Annotated in this window: 14 protein-coding genes; 8 read left to right on the top strand and 6 right to left on the bottom strand. The window is 68.7% G+C overall.

What is annotated here, in order from left to right; translation table 11 throughout:
• Positions 1–200: 200 nt before the first annotated feature.
• The 3 genes from EGT67_RS12155 to EGT67_RS12145 all read right to left on the bottom strand — a co-directional run bounded on the left by EGT67_RS12155 (position 201) and on the right by EGT67_RS12145 (position 5,374).
• On the bottom strand, positions 201–1,166 hold the full coding sequence (locus tag EGT67_RS12155) for a pirin family protein (protein WP_127916324.1): 966 nt from the start codon (positions 1,164–1,166) through the stop codon (positions 201–203).
• A gap of 102 nt (positions 1,167–1,268) precedes the next feature.
• Entirely contained in the window at positions 1,269–3,830 is a 2,562-nt protein-coding gene (locus EGT67_RS12150) for a LuxR C-terminal-related transcriptional regulator (protein ID WP_127916323.1), read from the bottom strand.
• Positions 3,831–3,979: 149 nt separating this feature from the next.
• Entirely contained in the window at positions 3,980–5,374 is a 1,395-nt protein-coding gene (locus EGT67_RS12145) for an MFS transporter (protein ID WP_241565987.1), read from the bottom strand.
• Positions 5,375–5,658: 284 nt separating this feature from the next.
• Here EGT67_RS12145 and EGT67_RS12140 point away from each other — a divergent pair, with 284 nt between their 5' ends.
• From EGT67_RS12140 to EGT67_RS12125, 4 genes are all read left to right on the top strand, one after another.
• Complete coding sequence (locus EGT67_RS12140) at positions 5,659–6,219, top strand: HD domain-containing protein (protein ID WP_127916322.1); 561 nt, start codon at positions 5,659–5,661, stop codon at positions 6,217–6,219.
• Positions 6,220–6,330: 111 nt separating this feature from the next.
• The gene (locus tag EGT67_RS12135) at positions 6,331–6,918 is read left to right on the top strand and encodes an HD domain-containing protein (RefSeq protein WP_127916321.1); all 588 of its coding nucleotides are present in this window, start codon (positions 6,331–6,333) and stop codon (positions 6,916–6,918) included.
• Between the two features lie 239 nt (positions 6,919–7,157).
• Complete coding sequence (locus tag EGT67_RS12130; RefSeq protein ID WP_127916377.1) at positions 7,158–7,901, top strand: class II aldolase/adducin family protein; 744 nt, start codon at positions 7,158–7,160, stop codon at positions 7,899–7,901.
• Between the two features lie 85 nt (positions 7,902–7,986).
• Positions 7,987–9,237: an amidohydrolase family protein gene (locus tag EGT67_RS12125; RefSeq protein ID WP_127916320.1), complete on the top strand. Its 1,251-nt coding sequence runs from the start codon at positions 7,987–7,989 to the stop codon at positions 9,235–9,237.
• A gap of 11 nt (positions 9,238–9,248) precedes the next feature.
• On the opposite strand, the gene EGT67_RS12120 is transcribed toward EGT67_RS12125, so the two are convergent.
• Positions 9,249–10,067: a FadR/GntR family transcriptional regulator gene (locus tag EGT67_RS12120; RefSeq protein ID WP_127916319.1), complete on the bottom strand. Its 819-nt coding sequence runs from the start codon at positions 10,065–10,067 to the stop codon at positions 9,249–9,251.
• A gap of 147 nt (positions 10,068–10,214) precedes the next feature.
• Here EGT67_RS12120 and EGT67_RS12115 point away from each other — a divergent pair, with 147 nt between their 5' ends.
• Entirely contained in the window at positions 10,215–11,870 is a 1,656-nt protein-coding gene (locus EGT67_RS12115; RefSeq protein ID WP_127916318.1) for a class I adenylate-forming enzyme family protein, read from the top strand.
• Positions 11,867–12,319, top strand: coding sequence for a hypothetical protein (locus EGT67_RS12110; protein ID WP_127916317.1), 453 nt, complete (start codon positions 11,867–11,869; stop codon positions 12,317–12,319). Before EGT67_RS12115 ends, EGT67_RS12110 begins: the two co-directional genes overlap by 4 nt.
• Here the strand turns inward: EGT67_RS12110 and EGT67_RS12105 are convergent.
• The gene (locus EGT67_RS12105; protein WP_127916316.1) at positions 12,274–13,152 is read right to left on the bottom strand and encodes an alpha/beta fold hydrolase; all 879 of its coding nucleotides are present in this window, start codon (positions 13,150–13,152) and stop codon (positions 12,274–12,276) included. The genes EGT67_RS12110 and EGT67_RS12105 overlap by 46 nt on opposite strands.
• Positions 13,153–13,431: 279 nt before the next feature.
• Between EGT67_RS12105 and EGT67_RS12100 the strand changes: the two genes are divergently transcribed.
• Entirely contained in the window at positions 13,432–13,719 is a 288-nt protein-coding gene (locus EGT67_RS12100; RefSeq protein ID WP_127916315.1) for a hypothetical protein, read from the top strand.
• Between the two features lie 21 nt (positions 13,720–13,740).
• On the opposite strand, the gene EGT67_RS12095 is transcribed toward EGT67_RS12100, so the two are convergent.
• Positions 13,741–13,986 (bottom strand): hypothetical protein, encoded by a 246-nt coding sequence (locus EGT67_RS12095; protein ID WP_127916314.1) that lies wholly within the window; start codon positions 13,984–13,986, stop codon positions 13,741–13,743.
• Positions 13,987–14,124: 138 nt separating this feature from the next.
• Here EGT67_RS12095 and EGT67_RS12090 point away from each other — a divergent pair, with 138 nt between their 5' ends.
• Positions 14,125–14,847 (top strand): SDR family NAD(P)-dependent oxidoreductase, encoded by a 723-nt coding sequence (locus EGT67_RS12090; RefSeq protein ID WP_164877547.1) that lies wholly within the window; start codon positions 14,125–14,127, stop codon positions 14,845–14,847.
• The last annotated feature ends 70 nt before the right edge of the window (positions 14,848–14,917 follow it).

Raw genomic sequence — 14,917 nt, 5'->3', positions numbered from 1 at the left:
GGTGACGAGCGCGGGTGGGGCTCTCCGGTGCATTCGAGGCATTTCGCGCTGTCGAGTCACAAGGGTACGAAGTGGCGCCCGTCGGCGCCGAATCAGCGGTGTCGGTTCGGTCTCGGAGTGTTCACGGACGAGTGTCGGACCCGATCACCTGGGTCGGTCGACCGACCCAGGTGATCGATTGTCCAGCAACATCATTGATGTCACTCGAGGCTCTCGTGGGCGGCCGGGATCGAGCCCAGGCGGCCGGCCTGGAAGTCCTCGAACGCCTGCATGACCTCGGCCTTGGTGTTCATGACGAACGGGCCGGCCATCGCGACGGGCTCGCGGATGGGCTGTCCGCCCAGGACGAACACCTCGAGCGACTCGGTGCGCGAATCCTGGACGTCGGCGGCCGCGATCGTGATCGAGTCGCCACGACCGAGCACCGCGGTCTGGCCCGACGAGATCGGCCGCCGCTCGGCGCCGACGAAGCCGTCGCCGGCGAGCACGTAGACCAGCGCGTTGAAATCGGGGTTCCACGGCAGCGTCACGCTCGCGCCCGGTGCCACGGTCGTGTGCGACAGCGCGATCGGGGTGTAGGTGGACCCGGGGCCCTGGTGGCCGCCGATCTCACCGGCGATCACGCGGATCAGCGCGCCGCCGTCCGGGCTCGACACCAGCGCGACCTTGCTGCCGGTGATGTCCTGGTAGCGCGGTGCGGCCATCTTGTTGCTCTTGGGTAGGTTGACCCACAACTGGACGCCGTGGAACAGCCCGCCGCTCATCACGAGGTGCTCGGGCGGGGCCTCGATGTGGAGGATGCCGCCGCCGGCCGTCATCCACTGGGTGTCGCCGCCGCCGATGATGCCGCCGCCGCCGTTGGAGTCCTGGTGCTCCATGATCCCGTCGATCATGTAGGTCACGGTCTCGAATCCGCGGTGCGGGTGCCACGGGGTCCCCTTGGGTTCGCCGGGCGCGTAGTTCACCTCACCCATCTGATCCATGTGGATGAACGGATCGAGGTGGGCCAGGTCGATGCCGGCGAAGGCGCGACGGACGGGAAAGCCCTCGCCCTCGTAGCCGACGGGTGCGGTGACGACGCCCCGGACCGGCCGGTCCACGGCGGTCGGATCCACGGCTTCGATGCGCGGCAGCGCCAGGATGTTGTCGACGGTCACGGCAGGCATGAGGCTCTCCTGAGATCTGGTAGTTGAGGATTCAACTAGTTCACCGTAGCTCAACGCATCGTGAACGGAACTATTCCCGGCCTGTCCCGGCGCCCGCGGACGCTAGCTGCCGGGTCCCGAATCCGAATCGATCAGGCCCAGCCGCGCCGCCGTCAGCAGCGCGTCGGCGCGGGAGTGGACGCCCAGTTTGCGGTACAGGCTGCGGAGCTGGGACTTGACGGTGTTCTGCGATACGAACAGCCTGGCCGCGATCTCCGCGACCGAGGGCGTCGACACCAGTGCGGCCAGTACCGCCGACTCGCGGTCGCTGATGTCCACCAGCTGGACCCGGTCCGGGAACACCGCGTCGCCCTCGTCCGGCACCGCCGCCAGCCACGCCTCCGGCAGCGCGATCCCCAGCTCCGACAGCTGCGCGATCCGCGCGGTGGGCATCGACGCGAACGGGCGGATCATCCCGGTCTGCTCGAACAGCGCGATGGCGCGCCGCAGCATCGTCTGCGCGCGCGTGTGGTGTGTCAGATCCAGGTTCGCGGCCGCCTGGATGAGCGCGGCCTCCATGCGGATGCGCGGGTACGGGCAGTCCGTGACCGTCGGCTGCGAGCAGTCGGCGAGTGCGGCGGCCGGTTGGCCGCTCGACAACTCCATCCGCGCGTGGGCGATCGTCGTCCAGGGGCCGCGTCCGCGCGCATGTTCGAGCGTCATCCACGTCTCGTTGCCGCGGTCCAGGGCCAGGTGCAGATCGGCTTCGGTGGCGGCGAGCAGTTGCGCGGCGATCGAGTCGGGCGTGCACCAGCGTTCGTAGACCGCGACCGCGCGATGCAGGCGGTCGAGCCCCATCTCGGCGTGACGGCTGACGAGCGCCAGTTGGCAGTGCGCATACAACGCGAACGCCCACAGCTCCTCGTCGTCGGGAAGATTGCCCAGCTCCGCGAGGGCCAGGCCGGCCAGGTGGAGTTCCATCCGGTCGATCGCGACCAGGGCGGACGCGATCAGTCCGCCGACACGGATCGCCGGGGCGCCCCAGGACGTCGTGTCCTCCCGTCGGCGTTCCCGGTCGAGCCAGGACTCGGCGTGTCCGAGTTCGCCGGTCAGGGCGTAGTTCAGCGCCAGGCCACTGGCCGCGTTACGCGCGATGAAGTCGATCCCGCCCGGACGGCTGCTGTTGTACGCGCGGCGGAACTCGGCGGACGCACGGGCGATGTCGCCGTGTAGCTGGTGGGTGATGCCCCACTGCAGGCGGAGCAGGGGCAGGAAGGGCGCGACCTCGGTGGGGAGGGCGCTGAGGGCGCGCTCGCCGAGTTCCGCCATTCGCACGCTCATCCGCGAGGCCTGGGTGAAGTTCCCGGATACCCGCAGGATCAGCGACTGCACGCTGCCGATCGCCAGTGCGTCGGCCAGATCGGCGGTGTTCAGCGGTGCTTCGCCGAGGAGTTCGAGCGGCACCGGGTGGGCGATGTGGGCGGCGTCCGATCCGAACCGCAGGAACAGTTCTCGTCCGGCCCGGATCGACAGGTCGCCGGCGGCCGCCTCCTCGGGGAGTGCCATCAGCGTTTCCCGGACGAGGTGGAAGTGCCGCGACATCAGCTGGACCCAGTCGGCCTTGATGATCACGACGGCGAGGCCCCAGTCCTGCGCCTCGACGGCGTGCGCGAGAGCGGACGCCGGATCGCCGAGGTCGAGGAACCATCGGGCCAGGTCGCTCGATGCCCGCAGCGGCCCCTCGGGCGCCGTCCGGCGCACGTCGCGCATCAGCGACTCCCGAATCGGCGTCGGGTACTTCCACTCGTCGTCCTTGGGCCACGGCGACCGCACGAGCACACCCGCGGACTCGAGTTCCCGGAGTCGCTGTGGCGCCCGGTCGTCGGTCAGCTTCTCGGCCACCGCGGTGGTGACGGTCCGCGCCGCGGCGATCGTGAGCATGAACTCCCGGAGCTCGGCGAGGCCCGGATCGCGCAGGATCTCCCGCTCGACGAAGCGGTCGATCGAGCGCTCGAGCGCGTGGCGGGCAAGTTCGCGGTTCTGCGCGTAGTCGGTACCGAAGGACCGCGCGACGGGCACCGTCGTCTGCACCAACGGGGGGAACCCGCCGGTGGTGTCCTGCACCGCCTCGATCAGCCGCTGCGGCAGCGCGACGCCGCGGGCGAGCAGTACCGCGCGCGATTCGTCGGGCGTGAACAGCAGATCGGCGGGGGAGATCGTGGCGTGATCGACGTCGAGCAGGCCGGCATCGCCGAACACCTGGGTGCTGCGGGTGGTGACCACCGCGTGCACGCGCGCGTGCCGGTCCAGGAGTTCGAGGACGCGACTCTCCGTCGTCGGGTCGTCGAGTCGGTCCACGTCGTCGAGGATCAAGGTCACCGGACTCGAGGAGGCCGCGTCGGAGTCCAGCGCGTCGTCGATTCGACGGGACACCTCGGTCCAGTAGTCCTCCGGCGCGGTGGACGGTGCGGGCGAATCGATGGTGACGACCGGTCCGGACGGTGCCTGCGGCGAGGCGATCCACGTCTTCACGAGGCTGGTCTTGCCCGAGCCTCGCGGGCCTCGGACGACGATCAGGGCGGGCAGTTCCGACAGCGGCGAGAACAACCTCGGCCGGTCGAGCAGCGTCCGGTGTGCGTGCGCGCTCCGGCGCTCACGCTTGTCCGTCCCCGGTTCAGGCTCCACAAACCACACTCCCCAGACCCACCGACATAGTCGGCGCACGCGGTACTGCCCCGCGAAACCCTGACGTGCACGTGGCCCTGGGGGCCACGCGCACGGACAGCACAGTGTGTCACAACGTGCAGGTCGCGGGAGAGGATTTGCCGACCCCGTTACGGGAGGTGCGGCGCCACCTTCGCGGCGGTGTCCGCCGACCCGTCGGTGAGGACGGCGCCCTTGGTCTCGCGGGTGAGCAGGGCCGCGACCGCGACGGCCAGCGCGAGGACGATGACGTACCACGTGAACAGGTCGGGGGTTCCGCGCGAGGTCAGCCACGAGTTCAGGTACGGTGCCGTGCCGCCGAAGATCGCGGCGGCGAGCGAGACCGCGATACCGGTGCCCGCGGCCCGGGACTTGGTGGCGAACAGTTCTGCGAACCAGGCGACCTGCGTGCTCGCGGCGAACGACTGCAGGATCAGCGCGAGCGACATCGCGGTTGCGAGCGTGAGGGCCGAACTGTCGAGCATGCCCGAGAGCGGGAACGCCAGCAGAGCAACGCCGACACCCCACACGATGTTGTTGACGCGGCGCCCGATTCGGTCGGCGAGCATGGCGGCGAGCGGCAGAGCGGCGATGAACACGAGGTTGGCGACCACGCCGGCCCACATTGCCAACCGGTCGTCGACGTCGTAGAAGCTGATGGCGTACGCGGGCGCATTGACCGACCACGTGTAGGAGAACACCGAGGTGCCGCCGACGAGGATCACGACGCGGAGGATGGATCCGCGCTGCGCCCAGATGTCGCGCAGCGCGACGCGCGCCGACGACTCGGCGCCGGCTTCCGTGGCCGCAGTGGCCTTTTCGGAGAATGCCTCGGACTCCTCGAGTCCGCGGCGCAGGTACAGGGCGAAGAATCCGAGCAGTCCGCCGATCAGGAAGGGGACGCGCCAACCCCAGTCGGACATCGTCGACGAGTCGACAGCGCTGCGCATCACCGCGCCGAGCAGCGTGGCCAACACGGTTCCGCCGACTGTCGACATGATCACTGTGCTGCCCCACAGTGCGCGGTTGTTCGGACGCGCCACCTCGGCGATGTACGTGTAGGAACCGCCCTGCTCGCCGCCGTGCGCGACGCCCTGCAGGCACCGCACGAGCAGCAGCCACAGCGACGCGAAAGCGCCGATCTGCTCGTACGTCGGGGCGATCGCGATGAGGACGCTCGACGCCGCGACCAGGCTCATCGTCAGCACCATCACGAACTTCCGGCCGCGGCGATCGGCGACCAGGCCGAAGAGCAGACCACCGAGCGGGCGCATCACGAACCCGACCGCGAACACGGCCATGGTCGACAGGAGGTTCGACACCTCGTTCGCCGAGTGGAAGAACTTGTTCGAGAAGTAGACCGCGAAGATCGCGAAGACGGTCCAGTCGAACCACTCCAATGCGTTACCCATGTTGACCGCCAGGATCATTCGGGCCTTGCCGCGGATCGAGTTGGTCGTGGACTGCGGGTCCGGGGGCGTATCCGGCGTGTTCGAGGTGCCGGCCGACGGCGCTGACGATGTCATGAACTTCTCCTTCTGGTGCGGAGGCCAGTGGCGTGGGGGAGGAGCCGATTCGAAGAGATGCGGGGCCGCGGCCGAGCCTGTGCGGTCGGCGGGCTCCCGGAAGTCGAGCGTGATGCGCAGTCATAGTGATCCACCCGCCGACGGCTGTCAATCAATTGATTGGGAAATACCCAATCAATTGATTGAGCAATCGGGCCGCGGCGCGTACTGTTACCTGCGACACATTTGCATGAATCGTGGGAGCTGGCATGGCCGATGCGCCGAGGACTGTCGAATTCACCAGGATGGACGACGCGACCGTCGCCGAGATGGAGTTGATCCGTGACGAGGCGGCGGCCCACCGGCGCGATCACTGGCTCGAAACCGTTGTGCGGCTGCTGGAATCGATGAAGGGTTACACATTCGGGTATCGGGTCGACCGCTACGAGCACTCGTTGCAGTCGGCCACCCGCGCGTACCGGGAGGGGGCGCGGGTCGATCTCGTGGTGGCGGCACTGCTCCACGACATCGGCGACGACCTGTGTCCGGACAACCACAGTGAGGTGGCGGCCGCGATCCTCCGGCCGGTCCTGGACGACGAGGCTGTCTGGGTGGTCAAGCATCACGGCGTCTTCCAGACCCACCACTACGGGGACAAGCTCGGGATACCGAGTGACAGTCGCGAGCGATACCGCGACTCACCGTATTTCGAGACCTGTGCGCACTTCTGCGCGGCGTGGGACCAGGAATCGTTCGACTCGGACTACGACTCCGAGCCGCTCGAGTTCTTCATGCCGATGCTCGAGGAAGTGTTCGGTCGGCCACCGAAGGTGTGGGGGGATCCGGCCCTCGCCGCGCAGGGGTAGGGCGGGGTGGGATCAGCTCTTGCCCGAGCCCCGGGCTTTCTATATAAAGATTGAAAGTTCAGGGTGGTTCCAGTCCGCCCGGAGGTGTCGTGAACGGAAGGGATGTGAGTCATGACGACCGATGCGGCGAGCGGGCGCCAGGTCGGCTTCACGCGGATGGACGAGTCGACGGCCGAGGACATTGCCCTGATCGTCTCGGAGTCGAAGCTGTTCCTCAATGATCGTCTGCCGGACACGATGATCGAGATGCTCGAGGCGTTGAAGGGTCCGACGCTGGGCTATCAGGTCGACCGGTACGAGCACTCCTTGCAGACCGCCTCCCGGGCGCTGCGGGAAGGTGCGCGAACGGATCTGGTGGTCGCGGCCCTGATGCACGACGTGGGTGATGCGATCGCGCCGGCCAATCATTCCGAACTGGCCGCGGCGATCGTCGCTCCGTACCTGGACGCCGAGGCGACGTGGGTCGTCAAGCATCACGGCGTGTTCCAGGGCTATCACTACTGGGATCGCCTCGGGCTGGACGTCAATGCGCGTGATCGTTACCGGGACAGCCCGTACTTCGACACCTGTGCGCACTTCTGTGCGGAGTGGGACCAGGTGTCCTTCGATCCGAACTACGACACGCTGCCGCTGGACACGTTCGTCCCGCTCCTGCGGGAGGTGTTCACCCGCCCGGCCAGTGGTTTCGGCGCCGACTGACCGACCCGACACGCGAAAAGCGTTCCGGTGCAAGCGCTCGCCCCTCGTGGGGCGAGCGCTTCGTCGTTTCCGGGGTCGGTCCTGTCGGGAATCTGCCTCTGAGTGGGACAGGTCTTACATTGCTATCTTTTGTAAGTTAGAGTTTCGGCAGATCCCGATGTGGCTCACTCTCGACGCAAGGAGGCGCCGTGACCGCAATCGAAGAATCAACGAAATCCGCAGAACGAGAATCGAACTCGATGGACGGCTGGAAGCCGCGTGCCACTCCGCCGATCGGCGTCGAGCTCACCGACGAGCAGAAGCTGGCGTGTGCCTTCCGCATCCTGGCGCACGACGGCTTCAGTGAGAACATGGCCGGCCACATCACGTGGGCGGACAGGGGCGACGACAGTCTCCTCATCAACCCGTGGGGGCTGTGGTGGGAGGAGGTCTCGGCCTCCGATGTGTGCCGTGTCGACGCGGACGGCAAGGTCGTCGAGGGCAAGTGGGACGTGACTCCCGCCTACCACATCCACACCGAACTGCACCGACGTCGGCCGGACGCCCGTGTGGTCATCCACAACCACCCCTACTACGTGACGTTGCTGGCCGCCGTGGGTGTCCTGCCGATGATCGCGCACCAGACCGGGAGCCTGTACGACGACGACCTGTCGCTGGTCCACGAGTACGGCGGCGAGGTCAGCGATGCCGAACTGGGGCGGGATCTCGCCGACAAGATCGGTGACCGCAACAACGTGATCCTCGCCAGCCACGGCATCATCACGACCGCCGACACGATCGAACTCGCGGTCTACCGCGCGGCGTCGATCGACCGGTTCTGCCGGCTCGCCTACGACATCCTGCTCCTCGGCAAGGACCCCCTGCCGATCGAGAAGAGCATCCGCGTCGCGATGCAGAAGGCGCTCGTCGAACGTGCGGCGGGCGTCTACTGGGCCGGCGCGGTCCGCAAACTGCTCCGCACCGAACCCGACGTTCTCGACTGACGATCTCCGACCCCGGAAACATCCCGGTTGCGCTTGCCGCGCAGCCGAATTCACCTATTCGCGAAACATTCGAGGAGTGTGCACCATGGCCAGTCTCGACGACCTGATCCACAACACCGACTTCACGACCAACGTCAAGGGCAAGGTCACCTTCCTGCCCGAACCCGAGAAGGCGCACCGGCCGTTCCCGTTCATCTCGGTCGACGACCACATCGTCGAACCCAAGAACACCTTCGAGGGCCGCCTGCCCGCCAAGTTCGCGGACCGCGCGCCTCGGGTTATCCACCGCGACGGCGCGGACATCTGGGTGTACGACGGCAAGGAGATCCCGAACGTCGGCTTCAATGCCGTCGTCGGGCGTCCGGTCGACGAGTGGGGCTTCGACCCGCAGCGCTTCGAGGACATGCGCCGCGGTTCGTGGGACATCCACCACCGCATCAAGGACATGAATCTTTCGGGTGTCTACGCGTCCCTGAACTTCCCGTCGTTCCTCCCCGGCTTCGCCGGTCAGCGTCTGCAGTTGAGCACCGACGACCGGGAACTGGCGCTCGCCGCGACGCGCGCGTACAACGACTGGCATCTCGAGGAGTGGGCGGGCCCGTACCCGGACCGCATCATCCCCTGCCAGATCCCGTACTTCCTCGACCCGGAGATCGGCGCGCAGGAGATCTATCGCAACGCCGAGCGCGGTTTCAAGGCCGTGACGTTCTCGGAGGGCCCGCACGCGCTGGGTCTGCCGTCGGTGCACTCGGGCCACTGGGATCCGATCATGCGGGCGTGCGAGGAGACCGAGACGGTCATCAACCTGCACATCGGCTCGTCGAGCACGTCACCGAGCACGTCGGAGGACGCCCCGCCGGACGTCGCCGGCACCCTGTTCTTCGGCTACGCCATGTTCGCGACGGTCGACTGGCTGTTCTCGAAGATCCCGGTCCGTTTCCCGAACATCAAGATCGTGATGTCGGAGGGTGGAATCGGTTGGGTTCCCGCGCTTCTCGACCGCCTCGACCACATGACGACGTACTCGTCGATGTACGGCACGTGGGACGGCATCGACATCTCCCCGGCGGACGTGCTCAAGCGGAACTTCTGGTTCTGCGCCGTCGAGGACCCGTCGACGATGGTGCTGCGGGACCGGATCGGCATCGACCACATCCTCCTCGAGGAGGACTACCCGCACAGCGACAGCCTGTGGCCGCGCACGATGGAGGTCGTCAACGAGTCCATGAAGGGACTCTCGGCGGACGAACTGCGCAAGATCACGTGGGAGAACGCCTCCAAGCTGTACCGGCATCCGGTGCCGCAGAGCGTGATCGACGACCCGAACAGCTTCTGATCCGGGTCCGGTCAGCCGAAGAAGAGGCGGTCCCGCGCGACGGCCGGGTCCAGCGGGACGCGGGGGCGATCCGGGTCGTGCGGGTACGTCTGCACGTCCCGGAGGTGGCGCGCGGCGATCACCCGCGCGGAGGCCGCGTCGCCGTCCTCGATGCACTGCAGGATCTGGCCGTGGACGGCGAGGGCCTGCGCCCGCTCGGTCGGGGGGATCGTCCTGGGGTCGGCCCGCTGGTTGGCCCAGTCCGTGACGTGGCTCGACCACAGGGATTCGAGGGCGCCGGCGAGCACGATCAGCGACCGGTTGCCGCAGAGTTGGACGACGGCCTCGTGGAACCGGCGCGACAGCGTGGTCGCGGCCACCAGGTCGTCGACCTTCGACAGCGACTCCTCGTGGAGGGCGCGCAGGACCGGCACCACCTCGGTGGCGCGGTCCTCGCGTTCGGCGCACAGGGCGGCGCACATCGGTTCGACCTCGTGGAGGGCGCGACCCACGTCGTCGATGTCGGTGCCGGACATCGCCAGGACCATCGACAGGCTGTAGGCGACGTTGCCGGGGGTGGGGCGGTGCACCACCGCTCCGCCCCGGTTGCCGCGGCGGACCTTGACCAGGCCCTCGGCCTCGAGGATGCGCAGCGCCTCGCGGAGGGACTGGACGTTGACCGGGTACTGCTCGCGCAGTTCCGCTTCCTTGGGCAGCACATCGCCCTCGGCGAGGTCGCCGCGCAGGATGCGCTCGCGGATCTGGTCCGCGACCATCTCGGCCAGGCGGCGCCAGCGGATGCTGCTCGGTTCGGCCGCACGGGGTTGCCGGTCCGGTCCCTGCTCGGACACCACGTCACATCCTTCCGGTCGCCGACGGTTCTCCGTTGCGGATCCGTCGCGTCAAGTTCCGAATTTTAGCGAAGTTGGTAAATGGGCACGTGCCCGTCGCATGCGGCCTCGGCCCGTGCGCGGGATGCTCGCAGAAGGAGTACACAGATGAGCCTGATCGACGCCGCGACCGCCCGACAGTACGTGGAGTCCGGGTGGTGGGGAACCGAACCGCTGCACGCGCTGGTTCGCAGGCGGGCGCAAGCGACGCCCGCGGGGGATGCCTTCGTCACGCCTGCGGGTAGGACAACCTGGGCTGCATACGATTCCGTCGCGGACGACATCGCGGCGGCGCTCGTCGCGCTGGGGATTCCGGCGGGTGACCGGGTGGCCGTCCAGCTTCCCGACACCCACCTCGTCCATGCCGCCCTGATCGCGGCGGCGCGCGCGGGCGTCGTCGCGGTGGGCATCGGGGCGCGTGCCGGCGAGCGGGAGATCGCCCACCTCGTCGCGAAGACGGGCGCGCGGACCCTGGTCGCCGTCGACGTACTGGCCGGTCGCTCGTCGACCACGCTGGTGCGAGCGCTGCGCGATCGTGGCGTCGCGTTGGACTTCCACGTGGTGCTGTCCGACGTGGGCGTGGACCGGATCGTGGATGTCCGTGGTGGCGAACCGGTTCCGATCGATCCGGGCCGTGCCGGCCGCGCCGACGTGGCGGTCCGGAGCCTGGGGCCGAACGACCTCTGCCTGCTCAACTCCACATCCGGGACGACGGGTCTCCCGAAGTGTGTCACGCAGTTCGACAACCGCTGGATGGCCTTCGGTCGCCTGGCGATCGCGGCCGGCGAATTGGGCGAGGACGAGGTGTTCTGCGGTGCGGTGCCGGCGCCGTTCGGCTTCGGTCTGTGGACGTCGCACTACGCGCCCGCGATGCTCGGGGCGCCCACCGTGGTGTTGCCGAAGTTCGATGTGGAAGCCATGATCCGGATGATCGAGCGGGAGAAGGTGACGGTTCTGTGCTGCGTCAGCACGCAGTTCCGGATGCTGCTCAATTCCCCGCTCGCCGACGAGGTGGACCTGTCGTCGCTGCGGGTGATGTTCACCGGCGGAGAGGCGGTGCCCGCCGATCGCGCAGCCGAATTCGAGTCCCGCACGGGCGCTTCCGTTCTGCAGTTCTTCGGATCGAACGAGAGCGGCGCGTTCAGTGTCACCCGTGTCGGCGACCCGCGCGGTCGTCGGCTCGGGACGTCCGGACGGCTGATCCCGGAGATGCAGGTTCGGCTCTTCGACGACGACGGCAGGGACGTCACCGAGACCGGCGGTCCCGGCCAGCCCGGCGGTCGGGGCCCGTTGACCTGTGCGGGCTACTACGACGACGAGGAGGCCAACGCCGCGCTGTACACGAAGGACGGCTGGATGTTGATGGGCGACCTGGTCACGATCGAGGACGACTACCTGACCCCGGTGGGGCGTACGTCCGACATCATCATCCGCGGCGGAAAGAACATCTCGGCGCCGCAGGTCGAGCAGGAGGTCGAATCGCACCCGTCGGTCGATCTGGCCGGAGTGGTCGCAGTGCCCGACCCTGTGTTCGGCGAGCGGGTCTGTGCGGTGGTCAGCCTCCGGCCGGGACAGCGGATCACTCTGGACGAGCTCACCGGATTCATGGCCGCGCGGGGCGTCTCCAAGGAGCTGTACCCCGAGCACCTCGTGGTCGTCGACGAGTTGCCGCGGTCCTCCGGCGGCAAACTGGCGAAGGGGGACATCCGCACTCTCGCAATCGAATCGGTGGTCCGGACGACCGCCCGGGCGGGTGCGTCGTGAACCCGGTCAAGACCGTCGACGTCTACACGTGTCGCGAGATCCTGCGGATCCGGTCCGGCGTCGAGCAGTGTTCCAGCCCCGACGGGTCCGGCGAGTACTACTGGGCCGAACTGCTCAGGGACTGCGCCGAATCCGATGCGCTCGAAGCGACGTGGGCGCATTACCGCACGACCTCCCGGTCGTTGCTGCCGGCCGACGTCCTGCGGCGGGTCGCCGAGTTCGCGTCACCCCGGCTGTCCGCCGCCGAGGGACGTGGCGGGCGGCTCCTGCTGGACCGGGCGCTCGAAGGCTGGGATCCCGACCGGCTGGTGCGGTGGAAGCGCGTCTTCGACACGGAGGTCGGGCGTGGGGCCCACGTCGACGACGCCCGTGACGTCGCGGACGGCGTGGTTGCGCCGGGTGCTCACCCGGCCATGGCGGGGGACGCGGCGGGCGAACCGGTCGCGTAGTGGAGTCCGGCACGGTCGACGAGTCGGACCACCGCGTGCGCCACCTCCGCGGCCTGGTCGAGGATCACCGAGTGCCCGGCGTCGTGCAGGCGCACCAACTCCGCGGACGGCAGGGTGGCCGCCATCGCGACGGAGTGCTCGAACGGCGTCAGCAGATCGGCGGTGCCGCCGAGCACGAGCGACGGGATGTCGCCGAGTGCGGCCAGTGCCCGGGACTCGTCGACCCCCGCGAGCGACCGCAAGAATCCGTACATCGTGACGACCGACGTCCGGTTGTCCAGCGCCATCGTGGCCAGGCGCTGCGCCAGCGCGGGCATGCGCCGGACGCCGAACTCGATCGCCGAGACCAGCGGGTGCCGAAGGAACCGGCACAGACCGGAACGGGTGATGTCGCTCGCCGCCGTGGACAGCAGACCGACGCCGACGACGCGCGAGCCGACCGCCTCGGGATGCTGCCGCGTGTAGGCCAGCGCGGCCATGCCACCCATCGAGTGACCGACCAGGACGACCGGCCCGGTCGGTACGACCGCGCCGATGACCGCGTCGAGGTCGTGGCCCAACTGGTCGATCGTGTACGTGTGCGCCGGCGCGCTCCCCGACTCGCCGTGACCACGATGGTCGTAGAACACCATCCGCACGGCCGAACCCCACTCGCGACTCAGGTGCGAGCGCAGCCGCGCCCACGAGTGGGTGTGCAGGCAGTGCCCGTGCACGAACACCACGGTCACCGGTGCGTCGGCATCGCCGAACTCGCGGACGGCCAGGGCGACACCGTCGTCGGTCTCGACCACGCGCCGTCGGCCGTGCCGATCGGAACGGAGAGTGGTGATCATGACGCCCTCCCGAGGTCGAGACGAGGATGTGCGCTGGAGTCGCACACCTCAATCTCGTCCCGACGGGGCGTCGCGGCCAGCGCCCCCGGGAGTGGCGGCGGATCCCCGAGGGTGGAGGTTCCGCCACCCGGGGTGGCGGAGGCGTTCGCCCGTATCCGTGCGCGAGGTCCGCCGCGGGAGGACAATCGCCGGATAGGCCCGCCGCCGGGATCTGCTCCGGCGACGCGTCGACCTCAGTACGACGAGAGCGCAAACGGAACTCGGCACCGGGAGGCTTTTGTGAACTACTTCGACGATGCACGCGAACCGGCCACCGTCGCCCGGGAGCACCCGGGCGAGGCCATCGAGGACACCCGCAACTGGCCCGGCTACGGCCTGATCGGAGTCGCGATCGTGACCCTGGGCATGACCCTGGTCGCGGCGGGCTACGGGTTCCAGGGTTGGGCCTGGATCGCCGGCGCGATCTGCGCGTTGAGCCTGGTGCTGGGAACCACGCTGGTGCTCCACGAGCACCGTCGGGTCAAACGACTCGACGCGGCGGGCGTGCTGTACCCGTTCGGCCACTGACGAAGGGCGCGGGCCGGCGGGTCACGTCGGCTGCCGCTGCGTCCAGTCCTTCTCGATCTCCGGATAGCCCGCCGCGATCTCGTCGACGCGTGCGGGCGTCGCGGATTCGAGTTCGGCGCGGTGGCGCTGCGCCTCGGCGAGCGAACCGGTGAACCCGTTCGCGGTGGGCACCGGCGACGACTCGTCCGCGGTCGGTGCGTTCAGTTCGAGCGTGTGGATGATTCCGTCGAGTCGGCTCGCCACGAAGTGTCGCTTGTCCTCACTCATGAATCAATGACACCACCGGACGGTCCGCGTGCCTACCCCCGAACCGTGTTCCGACCGGCGCGAATCGCCCCGTCGTCGGGTTTCGGCACCCTCGCGCCGGGGAACTCGGCGACGGTACCGGACCGGAGGAGGCGTCGGATGAACGACAGCGAAACGAACGGGGCTCGAGCACTCGCCCTGGTGACCGGCGCCTCGACCGGTATCGGGTACGAGTTGGCCCGCGGGCTCGCGGCCCGCCGCTACGACCTCGTGCTGGTGGCCGACGACGACGCGATCCGCCCGGTGGCCGCCGAGTTCGCGCCGCAGGGGATCACCGCCCATGCGATCGAGGCGGACCTGGCGACCAATGTCGGGCTCGCCGAGGTCCGCCGCTCCCTGGATGCGCTGGAGCGTCCCATCGAGGTGGCCGCGCTCAACGCCGGTGTCGGGGCGTACGGGCGCTTCGACCGGATGCCGATCGACGACGACCTGCGGGTGATCGCGCTGAACGTGACCGCCACGGTCCGGCTCGCGAAGTACGTCCTGAAGCCGATGGTCGATCGCGGCCACGGCCGGGTGCTGTTCACGTCGTCCTCGGCGGCCGCGATGCCGGGACCCCAATTCGCCACGTACGCGGCGTCGAAGGCGTTCGTGCAGTCGTTCGCGGAGGCGGTCCGCGACGAACTCGCCGACACCGGGGTCTGCGTCACGACGCTCATGCCCGGCGCCACCGACACCGAGTTCTTCGATCGCGCCGGCATGGAGGGCACCGCGCTGGCACGCGGGCCCAAAGCCGACCCGGAGGACGTGGCCAACCGCGGGCTCGAGGCGCTCTTCGCGGGGACGGATTGCGTGGAGATCGGGGTGGCGCAGCGGGTGTGATGAGTTTTCGGCGCGCGGGCGGTCTGTATCGGTGTGAGCTTCCGGCGTGAGTGCCGGTGCCCACGCACCC

Source organism: Prescottella agglutinans, from assembly GCF_004011865.1.
Taxonomy (GTDB): domain Bacteria; phylum Actinomycetota; class Actinomycetes; order Mycobacteriales; family Mycobacteriaceae; genus Prescottella; species Prescottella agglutinans.
The sequence above is the reverse complement of the archived record's forward strand: the minus strand, read 5'-3'. Positions and strand labels throughout refer to the sequence as shown.